11 protein-coding genes are annotated in these 15,774 nt (G+C 65.3%); 7 read left to right on the forward strand and 4 right to left on the reverse strand.

Going from position 1 to position 15,774, the window contains the following annotated elements; all coding sequences use genetic code 11:
- Window positions 1-405 precede the first annotated feature (405 nt).
- The 7 genes from QCE49_RS23105 to QCE49_RS23135 all read left to right on the forward strand — a co-directional run bounded on the left by QCE49_RS23105 (window position 406) and on the right by QCE49_RS23135 (window position 11,815).
- Window positions 406-1,815, forward strand: coding sequence for a PLP-dependent aminotransferase family protein (locus tag QCE49_RS23105; protein WP_250459890.1), 1,410 nt, complete (start codon window positions 406-408; stop codon window positions 1,813-1,815).
- Between the two features lie 536 nt (window positions 1,816-2,351).
- Window positions 2,352-3,614, forward strand: a complete 1,263-nt coding sequence (locus QCE49_RS23110) for an efflux RND transporter periplasmic adaptor subunit (protein WP_250436763.1) — start codon at window positions 2,352-2,354, stop codon at window positions 3,612-3,614.
- A 43-nt stretch (window positions 3,615-3,657) separates the two neighbouring features.
- The gene (locus QCE49_RS23115) at window positions 3,658-6,870 is read left to right on the forward strand and encodes an efflux RND transporter permease subunit (RefSeq protein ID WP_175981170.1); all 3,213 of its coding nucleotides are present in this window, start codon (window positions 3,658-3,660) and stop codon (window positions 6,868-6,870) included.
- A 1-nt stretch (window position 6,871) separates the two neighbouring features.
- Window positions 6,872-8,362: an efflux transporter outer membrane subunit gene (locus tag QCE49_RS23120; RefSeq protein WP_008348477.1), complete on the forward strand. Its 1,491-nt coding sequence runs from the start codon at window positions 6,872-6,874 to the stop codon at window positions 8,360-8,362.
- Complete coding sequence (locus QCE49_RS23125; protein WP_008348479.1) at window positions 8,359-9,645, forward strand: paraquat-inducible protein A; 1,287 nt, start codon at window positions 8,359-8,361, stop codon at window positions 9,643-9,645. Before QCE49_RS23120 ends, QCE49_RS23125 begins: the two co-directional genes overlap by 4 nt.
- The gene (locus tag QCE49_RS23130) at window positions 9,642-11,231 is read left to right on the forward strand and encodes an intermembrane transport protein PqiB (protein ID WP_008348480.1); all 1,590 of its coding nucleotides are present in this window, start codon (window positions 9,642-9,644) and stop codon (window positions 11,229-11,231) included. Before QCE49_RS23125 ends, QCE49_RS23130 begins: the two co-directional genes overlap by 4 nt.
- Window positions 11,231-11,815, forward strand: coding sequence for a membrane integrity-associated transporter subunit PqiC (locus tag QCE49_RS23135; protein WP_250459887.1), 585 nt, complete (start codon window positions 11,231-11,233; stop codon window positions 11,813-11,815). The genes QCE49_RS23130 and QCE49_RS23135 overlap by 1 nt, the downstream gene beginning before the upstream one ends.
- Before the next feature lie 9 nt (window positions 11,816-11,824).
- Here QCE49_RS23135 and QCE49_RS23140 read toward each other — a convergent pair whose 3' ends face one another.
- The 4 genes from QCE49_RS23140 to QCE49_RS23155 are packed head-to-tail and all read right to left on the reverse strand — an operon-like array spanning window position 11,825 to window position 15,753.
- Window positions 11,825-12,826, reverse strand: coding sequence for a hypothetical protein (locus tag QCE49_RS23140; RefSeq protein WP_250459885.1), 1,002 nt, complete (start codon window positions 12,824-12,826; stop codon window positions 11,825-11,827).
- 2 nt (window positions 12,827-12,828) lie between these two features.
- Complete coding sequence (fabI, locus tag QCE49_RS23145; protein WP_175981176.1) at window positions 12,829-13,611, reverse strand: enoyl-ACP reductase FabI; 783 nt, start codon at window positions 13,609-13,611, stop codon at window positions 12,829-12,831.
- The gene (locus QCE49_RS23150) at window positions 13,608-14,810 is read right to left on the reverse strand and encodes an acetate/propionate family kinase (RefSeq protein ID WP_250459883.1); all 1,203 of its coding nucleotides are present in this window, start codon (window positions 14,808-14,810) and stop codon (window positions 13,608-13,610) included. The genes fabI and QCE49_RS23150 overlap by 4 nt, the downstream gene beginning before the upstream one ends.
- A 4-nt stretch (window positions 14,811-14,814) precedes the next feature.
- The gene (locus QCE49_RS23155) at window positions 14,815-15,753 is read right to left on the reverse strand and encodes a phosphate acetyltransferase (protein ID WP_008348487.1); all 939 of its coding nucleotides are present in this window, start codon (window positions 15,751-15,753) and stop codon (window positions 14,815-14,817) included.
- Window positions 15,754-15,774: the final 21 nt, after the last annotated feature.

The raw sequence follows: 15,774 nt of genomic DNA on the forward strand, positions 1-15,774 counted from the left end.
GGCCAGTCGCGCGCAATGCCCGTCACGCAGCCCGCGCCGATGATGCCGCCGAGCGCGATCATCGTGACGTGCCGCTGACGCAGCGCGGAGCCTAGCTTGGGTTGCGAGGTTTCAGGCAAGGACATCGGGGAATCTCCTGCGGACAAAGATCGGATGAATCGGGAAGCGCGGGATGAGACACGCACCAGACAAACTCTGATCCTAGAATCACACAATATTTTTTTGTGTGCAATTAAAAGCGTGGTTGTGTGGTCCCGGGATTTTCCCTGAGTGAAGGATGGAGCGGCACTTGCAGAGGCGTTTCAGCTCTCGTACAGACATTGCGTCGGTGATGCGCTGAGTTAGAATCGGCAGACTTCCGCACAAATCGCGGACAAAGCAATGTTTGTATGGAGACACAGATTCATGGCTTCCGACAAGGATCAGACGTTGAGCGCAAACGGCGAAGCCGACGGCACGACGAAGCGATCGACCTATATCGAGGTGTCCAGCTCCATCGAGAAGGAAATCCGCAGCGGCATGTATCCGCCGGGCAGCCGTCTGCCGCCGCAACGGCAACTGGCGAGCGAACTGGGCATCAACGTGTCGACGGTGTCGCGCGCGTACAAGGAGTTGCAGCTGCGCGGCCTCGTGATCGGCAGCAAGCGGCGCGGCTCGCTCGTGACGGGCGGCGCGATGCCGAGCATTGAGATGCCGCCCGCGAGCACGGGCAGCTCGGTCATCGATCTGACGGTGAACCGGCCCGCGACCGGCGAATTCCTCGCGTGCCTCGCGCGCACGATGGGCGAACTGCCGCGCGATCCGCGCTTTGCGCAATTGCAGGAATATCAGCCGCCGCAGGGGCCGTCATGGGCGCGCGCGGCCGGTGCGCGCTGGATGAGCGCGCCGGGTTTCGCGCCGACGGCGGATCAGGTCGTCGTGACGAGCGGCGCGCAGCACGGGCTGTATGCGGTCCTCAACAGTCTGATCGGCACGGACGGCGTGATTCTCGCGGATCAGCTCACGTATTACGGGCTGAAGGCGCTCGCGCCCGTCTTCCAGTTCGAGATCGTGGGCATTCCGAGCGACCGCGACGGCTTGCTGATCGACGAGGTCGAGCGCGTGTGCAGGCGCGTGCCGGCGAAGGCGATTTTCACGGTGCCGAATCTGCAGAATCCCACGGTCACGACGATGAGCCTGGAACGGCGCATGGCGCTCGTCGATGTCGCGCGGCGGCATGGCGTCGCGATCATCGAGGACGACGTGTACGGGCCGCTCGTCGCGCAGCGTCTGCCGACGCTCGCGAGTCTGTGCCCCGAACTGACGTATCACATCTCGGCGACGTCGAAGATCCTAGCGCCCGGCTTGCGGCTCGGTTATCTGCTGAGCCCGCAGGACAACGCCGCGCTATGCGCGGAGGCCGTGCGTACGACGGCGTGGATGCCCGCGCCGCTGTCGATGCTGATCGCGACCGTCTGGATCGAGGACGGCACCGCGCAGCACATCATGAATGCGCAGCTCGCGGAAATCCGCGCGCGGCATGATCTCGCGCGCGAGTTGCTGCCGCAGGAATTCCTGCAATCGGATCCGGCGTGCATGTTCGTGTGGTTGAAGCTGCCGCTGCCGTGGCGCGCGGACGATTTCGCCGCGAATGCGAAGGCGCGCGGCGTCGTGGTGATGCCCTCGTCGGCGTTCGCGGTCGACCGGTCGGAAATCGAGCATGGGGTGCGCGTGAATCTCGCGTGCGCGGAAAGCCGGGATCAGCTCGTCAGCGGATTGCGGATGCTGGCGGGAACGTTGAGAGACCGGCCGCGGGCGCTGTTCGGGCATTTGTGATTCCGACTCGCCGCCGGAAAGCGCACGGCGGCGGCGTCACGGCGCCCAAGTCAGGATATCGACATTTCGGTTCGGCGTTGCATTTATCGTCACGATGAATCCGACGGCTCGCTAAGCCATCCATACCTTCCCCGCCGATTCAGCACGCCAGTTCAGTAATTGCTGCGCATCCCGATCCACACCATTCAGTCAAAATGCCGATAAACGCTATGGCGTTTTCATCCGAGTTCAGCTATTAGTAGACTCGTCACGCACGTCACGCCACTCGGTGGCGAACCAAGAGCATCTCTCTGGCTATAACTCGACCGTCAAAACCGGAGGCAGCTACGCCACATTACAAGCATCAGGCTCGCGCTCGCTGACGTCGCCCTAAGTCCTGTCCCGCGCGATTTCATCGCATGGCGCAGGCGCACCGGAAATGCGCACGCTTTCCGGGCGCATCCGCCTAAACGCACACCGCGAGCATTGTCGTGGCGAGGCGCTCTGTTGGCGCGTTCGCTCATCAACGATCGGCCATCCCAACGGGGGAGGCGCCCATGGCGTTCGTGTCGGAACACGTACTGGACTGCTGCTCGTTCGCTCCACCTTCGCGCTCCATGCGCGCGCTGCGCGTGGCCGCGATCGCCGCGCTCGCGTCGCTCTCGCTCGCGGCGTGCAAGAAGCCGGCGCCGCCAGCGCAGAAGCCCGCCGTCGATGTCACCGCCGTGACTGTCACGGCGCAATCGACGCCCGTCGACTTCGAATTCACCGCGCAGACGCAAAGCTCGCGCGAGGTCGAAATCCGCGCGCGCGTCGACGGCTTCCTCGAAAAGCGCATGTACACCGAAGGCGCGCTCGTCTCGGCCAATCAGGTCATGTTCCTCATGGACAAACGGCCGTTCGAGGCCGCGCTGCAGACGGCCAAAGGCTCGCTCGCGCAACAGCAGGCGCGGCTGCTCGTCACGCAGCAGAATCTCGCGCGCGTGAAGCCGCTCGCCGCGATGAACGCATTGAGCAAGAAGGATCTCGATGACGCCATCGGCAACGAAAAGAGCGCCGAGGCCGCCGTCATCGCCGCGAAAGGCGAAGTGCAGACCGCCGAACTGAATCTCAGCTACACGACGATCCGCTCGCCGCTCAAGGGCCTGTCCAGTTTCGCGCGCATCCAGGAAGGCAGTTACGTGACGCCGACGCAGGGCGGCCTGCTCACCTACGTCTACCAGCTCGATCCGATGTGGGTGAACTTCAGCATCTCGGAGAACGAACTGCTGGGCTATCGCGAGCAGATCAAGAAAGGCGAACTGCGCTTTCCGCCCGACAACAAGTTCGATGTAACCGTCATCCAGGCCGACGGCTCCGTCTTTCCGCAAACCGGTCGCATCGACTTCACGAATCCGGCGTTCAGCACGGAGACGGGCACGTTCCTCGTGCGCGCGGTGTTCGCGAATCCGCAAGGCACGTTGCGACCGGGACAGTTCGTCAAGGCGCGCGTGGCGGGCGCGGTGCGACCCAACGCGATTCTCGTGCCGCAACGCGCCGTGCTGCAGGGCGCGAAGAGTCACTTCGTGTGGGTGCTCGACGAACAGTCGAAGCCGCATCAGCGCGTCGTCGAAGTCGGCGAATGGCACGGCGACGACTGGTTCATCACGAACGGCCTGAAGGCGGGCGAACGCGTCATCGTCGATGGCGCGATACGCGTCGGCGCGGATACGCAGGTTCGCGTCGTCGCCGCACCGGCCGCGGGCGGCGCGGCGGCATCGGGCGCGCAGGAGGCGTCGCTCGGAGACGCGAAGAACGCAAGCGGCGGGACCGAAAAGTGAAGTGATTTGATCTGACGACAAGCACGTCGCGCGGAAGAGGCCAATGAACATTTCACATTTCTGCATTGACCGTCCGATTTTCGCGTCGGTCATTTCGATCATCATCACGCTGGGCGGCGCGCTGACCATGCTCGCGCTGCCCACCGCGCAGTATCCAGACATCACGCCGCCGCAGATCACGATCTCCGCGACTTATCCGGGCGCGAGCGCGGATGTGGTCGCGAACAACGTCGCCGCGCCGATCGAGCAGCAGGTCAACGGCGCGGACAACATGATCTACATGAGCTCGTCCAGCTCGTCGACGGGCAATCTCACGATCAACGCGTACTTCCAGATCGGCACGAATCCGGAACTCGCACAGGTCGACGTGCAGAACCGCGTGAACCTCGCGCTGCCGCAACTGCCGCAGTCGGTGACGGCGCAGGGCGTGCAGGTGCAGAAGAAGTCGCAGGCGTTCATGATGGTCATCGCCATCTATTCGCCCGACGAGCGTTATGACGCGACGTATATCGCGAACTACGCGAACGTGTACGTCCTCGACGCGTTGAAGCGCATTCCGGGCGCGAACCAGAGCGCGATCTTCGGCACGCCCGATTACGCGATGCGCATCTGGCTCAAGCCCGACCGCATGGCGCAGCTCGGCATCACCGCCGCCGACGTGCAACGCGCCGTCGCCAATCAGAACCAGCAGTTCGCGGTCGGCCGTCTCGGGCAATCGCCGACTGGCGCGCCCGTCGAACAGTCCTTCGCGGTGACGACGACGGGCCGCCTCACCGAGCCTGCCGAGTTCGAGAACATCATCATCCGCGCGCAATCGGGCGGCGCGGCGATCGTGCGTCTGAAAGACGTGGGACGCGCGGAGCTCGGACAAAAAGACTATTCGATCCGCAGCCGCTTTCAGGGCAAATCGGCGACGGTGCTCGCGGTGTATCAGCAGCCTGGCGCGAACGCGCTCGATGTGTCCAAGCAGGTGCGCGCGTCGCTCGCGGAAATGAAGAAGACGTTCCCGCAGGGCATCGACTACGAAATCGCGATGGACACGACGGAGTTCACGCGCGCGTCCATCTCCGATGTGGTGCATACGTTCTTCGAAGCGGTCGTGCTGGTCGTGATCGTCGTGTTCGTGTTCCTGCAAAGCCTGCGCGCGACGCTCATTCCGGTGCTCGCGGTGCCGGTGTCGATTGTCGGCACGTTCATGGGCATGGAAGCGCTCGGCTTCTCCATCAACATGTTGACGCTGTTCGGCATGGTGCTTGCCATCGGCATTGTCGTGGACGATGCGATCGTCGTGATCGAGAACGTCGAGCGCAACATGACGGTGCACAAGCTCGATCCGAAGACCGCCGCGAAGAAGGCGATGGACGAAGTGGCCGGGCCGGTCGTCGCCATCGTGCTCGTGCTGTGCGCGGTGTTCGTGCCGGTGGCGTTCCTCTCCGGCATCACGGGGCAGATGTACAAGCAGTTCGCCATCACGATCGCGATATCGGTGGTGATATCGGGCCTCGTCGCGCTGACCTTGTCGCCCGCCCTCGCCTCCTTGCTGCTCAAGCCGGGACATCACGAGAAAAAGGGCTTTTTCCGCTGGTTCGACAATCAATTCGCGCGCATGACGCGGGGCTACACGCACCTCGTGCGGCTCGTCATCAAGCGTTTCGCGATCGCGCTGCTGCTCTTTGTCGGCATGATCGCGCTCGCCGTCATGATGATGCGCGACATTCCGACGGCGTTCCTGCCGCCCGAGGATCAGGGCTATCTGCTCGGCGCCGTCATCATGCCCGATGCCGCGTCGCTCGACCGCACCGGCGCCGTGTCCGACCGCGTGACCGAATACTTCATGAAACAGCCGGCGGTCGGCAGCATCACGACGGTCGATGGCTTCTCCATTCTCGACAGCCAGAACAAGAACAATTCGTCGACGTTCTTCGTCGGCTTCAAGAGTTTCGAGGATCGCTATACGTCGGCGAATATCCGCACGCAGAACGCGCGCGCCGTGCTCGTCGATGCTTACAAGCATCTCTCGCAGATTCGGGAGGGCATCGTCGTGCCGCTGAATCCGCCGTCGATTCCGGGCCTCGGCACGACGGGCGGCACCGAAATGTGGATTCAGAGCAAGGGCGACGCGACCATCGCGCAGTTCGCCGGAATCGTCGACGATTTCGTCGCGAAGGCGAAAGCGCGGCCGGAACTGACGGGCGTGACGAGCACGTTCAACGCGTCGTCGCAGCAACTGCTCGCCAACGTCGACCGCGACAAGGCCGAAACGCTCGGCGTGCCCGTCGAGGACGTCTACAGCGCGATGCAGACGATGTTCGGCTCGCTGTACGTGTCGCAGTTCAATCGATCGAGCCGCCTGTGGCAGGTGATTCTGCAAGCGGAGCCGCAGTATCGGCTGAAGCCCGACGATCTCACGCAGATTTTCGTGAAGAGCAAGAGCGGCGAGATGGTGCCGCTCAAGTCCGTGGTCAATACGAAGTACGTGACCGGTCCCGATCTCATCACGCGCTTCAACAACTTCCCCGCGGTGAAGATCACGGCGAACGCCGCGCCGGGCTACGCGTCGGGGCAAGTGATCGCGGCGCTGGAAGACATCGCGAAGGACTTGCCGAGCGATTACGGCATCGGCTGGAGCGGCGAGGCTTACGAGGCGAAACAGTCGGGCAGTTCGTCGGCGCTCGTGTTCATATTCGGCCTCATCATGGTCTTCCTGATTCTCGCCGCGCAGTACGAAAAGTGGAGCCTGCCGTTCGGCGTGCTGATGGCGGTGCCGTTCGCGATCTTCGGCGCGCTGCTCGCGATCCTCTTGCGCGGCCTGAACAACGACGTGTACTTCCAGATCGGTTTGACGATGCTCGTCGCGCTCGCCGCGAAAAACGCGATTCTCATCTTCGAGTTCGCCGTGCTGAATCGCGAGGCGGGCGCGTCGGTCTACGACGCCGCGATGACCGCCGCCGAAGAGCGCCTGCGCCCGATCGTGATGACTTCGCTCGCGTTCATTCTCGGCTGCGTGCCGCTCGCGATCGCGACGGGCGCATCGGCGAACAGCCGGCACTCGATCGGCACGGGCGTGATCGGCGGGATGCTCGGCGCGACGGTCATCGCCGTGTTCTTCATCCCGATGTTCTTCTGGGGACTCGAAACGATGTCCTCCCGCTCGAAGAAGAAGAAAGGCGCCGAAGCGAGCGCGCCGGATGCCAAGCAGACGCACGGCGGAAGCGGCCAGAACGCGTCGCCGTCCGCTCCGGACAAGGGAGACTGACATGCGGCGCGCCAGCCTCGTTCACTCGTTTTCGGGCATCGCCGCGGCGCTGTCGCTGTCCGGCTGCCTGCTCGGCCCGAACTACTCGCGTCAGCCGGTCGAAACCCCGGCGACGTACCGCTTCGCCGCGCCCGAAGTCGCCGACGCCGCGAACTCGGAATGGTGGCGTCAGTTTCAGGATCCGGTTCTCGACGAGCTGATCTCGACGGCGCTCGCGAACAACAAGGACGTCAAGATCGCGGCGGCGCGCGTCGATCAGTTCATGGGCCAGTTCGTCACGACGCGTTCCTTGCTGTTCCCGCAGATATCGGCGGGCGCGACGGCCTCGCGGCAGCGCGCGTCGGCGGCGGGACCGCAACCGCTCAACGGCTTCGGGCCGGTCTACAACGACTTCCAGGCGTCGATCGCCGCGTCGTGGGAGCTCGATCTCTTCGGCCGCACCCGGCGTCTGACCGAAGCCGCGCGTGCGAACCTGCTGTCGAGCGAAGAAGGACGGCGCGCGACGATCCTGTCGCTGGTGGCGTCGGTGGCGTCGTCGTATCTGAATTTGCGCAGTCTCGACAAGCAGCTCGAAATCGCGAAGGCGACGACGCAAAGCCGCGCCGAATCGGTGCATGTGTTCACGCTGCGCTTCGAAGGCGGCGAAGTCTCGCAGATGGAACTCGCGCAAAGCCAGTCCGAATACGAAGCCTCGCTCGCGACGATTCCGCAGCTCGAAACGCAGATCGCGCAGCAGGAAGACGCGCTGTCTATCCTGCTCGGCGCGAATCCCGGGCCGATCGTGCGCGGCCGAACGCTCGGCGAGATGGCGACGCCCGTCATCCCCGCCGGCCTGCCTTCGGACTTGCTGGAGCGCCGGCCCGATCTGCTGCAGGCGGAACAGGATTTGATCGCGGCGAACGCGCTGATCGGCGCGGCGCGCGCGCTCTATTTCCCGCAGATTTCGCTGACGGGCCTGCTCGGCACCGCGAGCGGCCAGTTCTCGTCGCTGTTCACGGGGCCGTCGCGCATCTGGTCGTTCGCGGGACAGGTCACGCAGCCGATCTTCACGGCGGGCAACATCTCGGGTCAGGTGCAGTCCGCCGAAGCGCAGCAGCAGGCGGCGCTGCTCACGTATCAGAAGGCGATCCAGGTCGCGTTCCAGGAAGTCGACGACGCGCTCATCGCCTCGCAGAAACTGCACGAACAGCTCGAAGTGCAGGGCCGCCAGGTCACGGCGCTCGCGACCTACTCGCGCCTTGCGCGGGCGCGCTACGAAGGCGGTTATACGAGTTACATCGAAGTGCTCGACGCCGAGCGCAGCCTCTTCAACGCGCAGTTGTCGGCGACGCAGACGCAGGCCGCCGCGCTCGTGTCGTTCGTCACGCTCTACAAGGTGATGGGCGGCGGCTGGGTCGTCGCAGCCGACAAGATGACGACGCAACAGCAGTCGGCCACGCCTTCCGCCGATTCGCCCAAACCGGGCCAGCCCGCTTCGCAGACGGTGCAATGAACACGGTCACATCGGAGGATCGCGACGCGCGGCCGCTGATCGCGTGTCACGAATGCGATCTGATGCAGCGCGAGTGCGACGTGCCGCCCGGCGGCACGCTGCGCTGCTGCCGCTGCCGCGCCGTGCTGTACCGGCGCCGCGGGCGCGGCTTCGATCGCGCGCTCGCGTACGCGCTCGCCGCCTGCGTGCTGTGGCTGATCTCGAACGCGTTTCCGATCGTCGGTCTCGCGGTGAACGGCGATCTCGTCGAGACGACGCTCTTCGGCGCCGTGCGCGTGCTCTATCGCGACGGCATGTGGCCGCTCGCCGCCCTCATCTTCTTCACGACGATCCTGATGCCCGCCGTGCAGGCGCTCGGCATGGTGTGGCTGCTGCTGCCGCTTTATCTGGAGCGCCGGCCGTGGCGCGCCGACACCGTGTATCGCCTGCTGCGCGTCGCGCGCAACTGGGGCATGACCGAAGTGCTGATGCTCGGCTTGCTCGTCGCGGTCGTGAAGCTCGCGCATATCGCATCGGTGGTGACGGGGCCGGCGCTGTGGTCGCTCGCCGCGCTGATGCTGCTGCTCGTCGCGGCGTCATCGTCGTTCGATGAACGCGCCATGTGGCAGCGCGTCGAAGGCGCGCCGCCCGGCATGCCCGCCGACACGCCGCTCAAAGGGCGCACGGCGGCGGAAAGCGGCATCTGCGTATGTCACGATTGCGGCCTTTCCACGCGCGGCATGCAGCACCGCGGCCATCTGTGCTGTCCGCGCTGCGGCGCGCATTTGCATCTGCGCAAGCCCGCGAGCCTTTCGCGAACCTGGGCGTATCTGATTTCGGCGGCGATCCTGTATATCCCGGCGAACATCCTGCCGGTGATGAACACGAGCTCGCTCTTCGGCGCGCAGAAAGACACGATCATGAGCGGCGTCGCGTATCTGTGGACGTCCGGCTCGCCGCCGCTCGCGGTGCTCGTGTTCATCGCGAGCATCGCCGTGCCGATGCTGAAGATTCTCGCCATCGGTTATCTCGCCACGAGCGCGAATCTGCGCATGACGCAGCAGAGCGCGTTTCGCGCGCGCGTCTACCGTATCGTCGAATTCGTGGGACGCTGGTCGATGCTCGATATCTACGTGATCGCCGTGCTCGTCGCGCTCGTGCAGTTCAGCGCGATGGCGACGATCGAGGCCGGGCCGGCGGCGATCGCGTTCGGCGCGGTCGTCGTGCTGACGATGTTCGCGGCGATGTCGTTCGATCCGCGCCTGATCTGGGACTTCTCGCCGACTCGGGAAGGTACGCGATGAACACGCCCGATGCCGAAGTCGTGCCGAAGAGGCGCTGGCGCATTCCGTGGGTCTGGATCGTGCCGCTGGTCGCCGTGGCGATCGGCATCTGGCTCGCGGCGCAGGCCGTGCTGGAGAAAGGGCCGACCGTCACCATCAGCTTCAAGACCGGCGAAGGCCTCGAAGCCGGCAAGACGAAGATCAAGTTCAAGAACGTCGACATCGGCCTCGTCAAGACGGTCGCGCTGTCGAAGGATTACACGCGCGTGATCGCGACGGCCGAGCTGACGCGCGACGCGACCAACATGCTCGTCGACGACACGCGCTTCTGGGTCGTGCGGCCGCGCGTGGCGGGCGGCTCGGTGTCGGGCATCAGTACGCTGCTGTCGGGCGCGTATATCGGCATGGACATCGGCCGCTCGAAGCAGGACCGGCGCGATTACACCGGCCTCGAAACGCCGCCGATCTTCGCGAGCGACGTGCCGGGGCGGCAGTTCATCCTGAAGGCGACCGATCTCGGCTCGGTCGATGTCGGCACGCCGATATATTTCCGCCGTCTGCAAGTGGGCCAGGTGACGGCGTTCGAACTCGACAAGGACGGCAGCGGCGTCACGCTGCACGTATTCGTCAACGCGCCCTACGACCGTTACGTGAACGCCGATTCGCGCTTCTGGCAGGCGGGCGGCATCGACGTGACGCTCGGCACCGACGGGCTCAAGGTCAACACGCAGTCGCTCGTGTCGATCCTCATCGGCGGACTCGCGTTCGAGACGCCCGCCGTGTCGCTCAGTTGGGCGGAAGCGCCGCGCGACACCGTGTTCACGCTGCATCCGACACGCGCCGATGCGCTGCGCGTGCGCGAAAGCATCGTCGATAAATATGTCTTCGCGTTCGATGGTTCCGTGCGCGGCCTCGCGGTCGGCGCGCCGGTCGAATTCCGCGGCATTCAGATCGGCGAGGTGTCGGCGATTTATACGCGCTTCGATCCGGTGACGAAGCGCATCAGCATACCGGTCGAGGTGAATCTGTATCCGGAGCGTTTCACGTCGCGCTTCGCCAACGTGCCGAAGGGCGGCCGCCTCACGAACGACCGCAAGGAACTCGCGGACGTGCTCGTCGCGCGCGGCATGCGCGGGCAGTTGCGCACCGGGAGCCTGCTGACGGGCCAGTTATATGTGTCGATCGACTTCTTCCCGGCTGCGAAGAAAGCGAGCATCGACTGGAGCCGCACGCCGCCCGAAATGCCGACGACGCCAAGCGGCCTCGACTCGTTGCAGGATTCGGTCAACCGCATCATGACGCGCATCGACAAGCTGCCGATCGAGGAGCTGACGGCGAGCGCGCGGCAGACGCTCGACAGCACTACTCGGCTGATGCAGGGCCTCAACACGGAAGTCGTGCCGCAGGCCGCGACGACGCTCGCCGCGGCGCGCGCCGCGCTCGATGCCGCGCATTCCACGCTGATGCCGGATTCCGGGCTGCAGCAGGACACGGCCGAAGCGATCCGCGAACTGACGCGCACGGCAGTCTCGTTCCGCAGTCTCGCGGATTATCTGCAGCAGCATCCGGAAGCGTTGCTGCGCGGCAAGCCGGAGGACAAGAAGTGATGCGGCCCGTACTCGTGTCTCTCGTTCTTTCGATGGCGATGCTCGCCGGATGCGCCTCGCCGAGCGCGAGCTTTTATCGCTTGAGCGCCGATCCGTCGCTGACCCCGGCGACCGCGCGCGCCGCATCGAGGCCGGTGATCGTCGGACCGGTGACGGTGCCCGATCTCGTCGACCGGCCGCAGATCGTCACGCGCAGCACCGACAACGAAGTCACGTTGAACGAATACGCGCGCTGGGGCGAGCCGCTCAAGAGCAGCATCGCGGATGCCATCGCGGGCGATCTCGCGCTGCTGCTCGCATCGGATCAGGTCGCGCCTGCATCGCGCGCCATCGCGGATGCGAACGCGTGGCGCGTGCGCGTCGATATCCAGCAGTTCGAATCCGTTCCCGGCGATGCCGTCGCGATCGACGCGCATTGGTCCGTGCGCCGCTTCGGCGACGACAACGCGCTGACCGGCCGTTCGCTCGTGCGCGAGCCGGTCAGCGGAAGCGGCTGGGATGCGCTCGTGGCCGCGCACAGCCGCGCGCTCGCGAGCGTGAGCAGGGATATCGCGGGGGCGATCGGGGGTAGTGGGCTCAAGTAGAAGCGCCCCTCACAGCACCAGCTTCGCCGCCTCATCGAACGCCGCGCCCGCGGGCGGCACATCGCGCCGCGCGATCCGCACGATCTCCACCGCGCGCGTCTGCGGCGGCTGCGTCGGCAAGTGCGCAAGCTCGATCGCGATGTCGGCGTGCGGCTCGTCGCAGCGCGTTTCCATCAGCAGGTTCATCTGATTCAGACACAGCTCGCGATGCGTGACGGAAATCAGCGCCGCCGGCTCGGCGAGCAATTCGACGATGGTCTGAAGCTGCATCTCGATGGAATCGGCGAGCGAGCCGAGTGCCGAGAGCGCGGCTTCGTTCTCCTCGAAATCGCGCTGCAGCCGCGTGGCGTCGCCGGCCAGATCCGTCGATGCAATCAGGCCGCTCATGCCCGCGCCGCGCCGGCCGAGCATCTGCATGCGCGCGGTCAGCAACGCGCGATGTTCCTGCAGCGCGTCGCGCCGCGCGTCGTTGTGCGCGACGCGCGACATCGCTTCCAGCACGAACTGCTCGACGATCCGCTGCACGAGATCGCGTCTGAGCGCTTCGTCCGTTCCGTTGCAAAAGCGCATGCGCTTGTCGTCGAAGCTGACCGCCGTGCGCGCGACGTCCGAACGCAACGCGCCGCCCTCCACCGCCGCGACGAGCACCTTCCGCTCGACGAGCGTCGCGCCCAGCACCGCGAACCCATGATCGGCGGCAATGTTGCCGTCGAACCAGCCGCGCACATCGTGCGATTCGCCGATCACGCGCGCGACGTCGTCCGGCGTCGCGAACTTCGCGCGCAGATACGGATCGTCCGCCCATGCCGCCGGTGTCGCGTCGCGCGGCGCGGGCAGCGCCCCGACGAGTTCCCGCGCGTGATCCAGCGTCTTGCCGACGACCGGCGCGAGCCGCGACTCGTAACGGCTCGCGAGGCGCACCTGAGGCGCGACCGCGACGATGCGGCCGAGCGCCTCCTTGACATCCTCACGCGAGCTCGCGTTATCGCGCCGGAACAGCCAGTTGAACATGCTTATCCCATGATATGCACGCCGCCGTCCACGTACAGCGTCTCGCCGGACATGCGCCGGGCGAAAGGCGTCGCGAGGAACGCGCAGGTAAAGCCGACGTCCATGATGTCGACCAGCTCGCCGAGCGGCGCGCGCTGTGCGGCTTCGGTCAGGAGCAGGTCGAAGTCCTTGAGTCCCGATGCCGCGCGTGTCTTGAGCGGCCCCGGCGAAATAGCATGCACGCGAATGCCCTGCGGACCGAGCTCGTAGGCGAGATAGCGCGCGCACGCTTCGAGCGCGGCCTTCACCGGGCCCATTACGTTGTAGTTCGCGACGACCTTGTTCGCGCCGTGATAGCTCATCGTGAACATCGCGCCGCCGTCTTTCATCAGCGGCGCCGCGAGCCGCGCCATGCGGACGAACGAATGGCAGGAAATGTCCATCGCCTTCGCGAAGCCTTCGGCGGAACAGTTCAGCAGGCCGCCCTGCAGATCGTCCTTCGGCGCCCACGCGATCGAGTGCACGAGAATATCGAGCTTGCCCCACTCGCTCGCGATACGCTCGAACACCGCTTCCAGTTCCTCCTGGCTCGACGCGTTCAGCGGCATGAAGATCGGCGCTTCGAGGGCTTGCGCGTGCGGCTCGACGTAAGGCCGCGCTTTCTCGTCGGCATACGTGATGGCGAGATCGGCGCCCAGTTCGCGGAACGCTTTCGCGCAACCATAGGCGATCGAATGCTCGTTGGCGATGCCGGTGACGAGCGCCTTCGCGCCCTTCAGCACGGGCTGCGGGACATTCAATGTCATGCGGATGCTCCTTCGCGTTTGTCATCGATCAGCGCGAGCGTGTGGCGCGCGATCATGAGTTCTTCGTTGGTCGGAATCACCCATGCGCTCACCTTGCTCGACGCCGTGCTGATGCGCGGGCCGCCGCTCGCATTGGCTTCTGTATCGAGTTCGATGCCCCACCACGCCGCTTCTTCGCACACGCGTTGTCGTATCTCCTTCGAATGCTCGCCGATGCCCGCCGTGAACACGATCGCGTCGAGCCCGTGCAGCGCCGCGCTCATCGAGCCGAGCTCGCGGCCGATGCGATGCACGTAAAGATCGATCGCGAAGCGCGCGCGTTCGTCGCTGCTCGCGAGCAGCGCGCGCATGTCGCCCGACACGCCCGACACGCCGAGCAATCCCGACTGGCGATACAGCATGTCTTCGATCTCGCGCGCGTTCATGCCGAGCTCGTCGAGCATGTAAAGAACCACGCCCGGATCGAGATTGCCGCAGCGCGTGCCCATCATGAGACCGTCGACGGCGGTGAAACCCATCGTGCTGGCGACGCTCTTGCCCGCGTGCATCGCGCACAGGCTCGCGCCGTTGCCCAGATGCGCGACGACCGTGCGCCCGCGCGCGGCATCGGGTGCAACATCCTGCAGGGCACTCGCGATGTATTCGTACGAGAGACCATGAAAGCCGTAGCGCCGCACGCCGTTCTTCGTGATCGATTCGGGCAGCGCGAACGCCTGCGCGAGCGGCGCCTGCGTCGAATGAAAGGCCGTGTCGAAGCACGCGACCTGCGGCAGGCCCGGATTGCGCTCGGCGACGATGCGTATCGGCCTCAAGTTATGCGGCTGATGCAGCGGCGCGAGCGGCGTGAGCTTGTCGAGTTCGTCGAGCACTTCGGGGCTCGTCAGTACGGGCTTCGTGAAACGCGCGCCGCCGTGCACCACGCGATGCCCCACGCCGACCAGACGATGCCCCGCGCCATGCCCGCGCAGATACGCGCCCAGATGCGCGATCGCTTCGGCATGTTGCAGCTTCGCGCCCTCGCCCCATGAATGCTCCGCGGACTTCTCGCCTCGCCTGTCGTAAGCGACGAAATGCGGCGCGCTGAACAGCGCTTCAACCTGTCCGTGCGTGACGAGTTCGAGCGCGTCGCCTTCGACATCGAACGCGCTGAACTTGATGCTCGACGAGCCCGCATTGAGAACCAGAATCACATCGGCCATGAAATCACCCCACTACTTGCGCTTCTTCGCGGCGCTTCGACGCCACGAGCGATGCGATCGCGCACGATGCGAGCCGCGATTGCAGCGAATCGGCGCGGCTCGTCAGAATGATCGGCACGCGCGCGCCGAGCACGATGCCGGCCGCATCCGCATTCGCGAGAAAAGACAGACTCTTCGCGAGCATGTTGCCCGCTTCGAGGTCCGGCACGATCAGCACGTTCGCGCGCCCCGCGACGGGCGAATCGATCTTCTTCGTATGCGCCGCTTCGAGGTCGATGGCATTGTCGAGCGCGAGCGGCCCGTCGACGAGCGCGCCCGTGATCTGATGACGATCGACCATCTTGCAGAGCGCGGCGGCCTCCAGCGTCGACGGCACCTTCGGGTTCACCGTTTCCATCGCCGAGAGAATCGCGACGCGCACTTCCGCGAAACGCAGCGCGTGGCCGAGATCGATCGCGTTTTGCAGGATGTCGACTTTATCGGCGAGCGTCGGCGCGATGTTGATGGCCGCGTCGCTGATGATGAGCACGTCGTCGTGCCCCGGCACATCCATGATGAAGCAATGCGACACGCGCCGCGACGTGCGCAGTCCGCCTTCGCGCTTCACGACCGCGGCCATGACTTCGTCGGTGTGCAGGCTGCCTTTCATGAGCGCTTCGGCCTTCGCCTCGCGCACGAGTTCCACCGCCTTTTCGGCAGCGGCGTGGCTGTGCGGCGCATCGACGATCGGAAAGCCCGCGATGTTGAGGCCGCATTCTTCCGCCACCTCGCGAATGCGATCGCGTGGCCCGACGAGTTGCGGCGCGATCAGACCCATCTCGTGCGCCTTCACCGCGCTTTCGAGCGATGTCCGGTCGCAGGGATGCACGACCGCCACCGCGAGCGGCGGCAACGCCTGGCAAACCTCGATGAGCCGTACATATTTTTCGCGCGGCTGATTCATTTCACCCTCCGTAGTTACGTG

Source organism: Caballeronia sp. LZ008 (assembly GCF_031451435.1).
Lineage (GTDB): Bacteria > Pseudomonadota > Gammaproteobacteria > Burkholderiales > Burkholderiaceae > Caballeronia > Caballeronia zhejiangensis.

Excerpts from the sequence above, each read along its gene's own strand:
- QCE49_RS23105 (WP_250459890.1), top strand. The coding sequence starts at position 406 with ATGGCTTCCGACAAGGATCAGACGTTGAGCGCAAACGGCGAAGCCGAC.
- QCE49_RS23110 (WP_250436763.1), top strand. The coding sequence starts at position 2,352 with ATGGCGTTCGTGTCGGAACACGTACTGGACTGCTGCTCGTTCGCTCCA.
- QCE49_RS23115 (WP_175981170.1), top strand. The coding sequence starts at position 3,658 with ATGAACATTTCACATTTCTGCATTGACCGTCCGATTTTCGCGTCGGTC.
- QCE49_RS23120 (WP_008348477.1), top strand. The coding sequence starts at position 6,872 with ATGCGGCGCGCCAGCCTCGTTCACTCGTTTTCGGGCATCGCCGCGGCG.
- QCE49_RS23125 (WP_008348479.1), top strand. The coding sequence starts at position 8,359 with ATGAACACGGTCACATCGGAGGATCGCGACGCGCGGCCGCTGATCGCG.
- QCE49_RS23130 (WP_008348480.1), top strand. The coding sequence starts at position 9,642 with ATGAACACGCCCGATGCCGAAGTCGTGCCGAAGAGGCGCTGGCGCATT.
- QCE49_RS23135 (WP_250459887.1), top strand. The coding sequence starts at position 11,231 with ATGCGGCCCGTACTCGTGTCTCTCGTTCTTTCGATGGCGATGCTCGCC.
- QCE49_RS23140 (WP_250459885.1), bottom strand. The coding sequence starts at position 12,826 with ATGTTCAACTGGCTGTTCCGGCGCGATAACGCGAGCTCGCGTGAGGAT.
- fabI (WP_175981176.1), bottom strand. The coding sequence starts at position 13,611 with ATGACATTGAATGTCCCGCAGCCCGTGCTGAAGGGCGCGAAGGCGCTC.
- QCE49_RS23150 (WP_250459883.1), bottom strand. The coding sequence starts at position 14,810 with ATGGCCGATGTGATTCTGGTTCTCAATGCGGGCTCGTCGAGCATCAAG.
- QCE49_RS23155 (WP_008348487.1), bottom strand. The coding sequence starts at position 15,753 with ATGAATCAGCCGCGCGAAAAATATGTACGGCTCATCGAGGTTTGCCAG.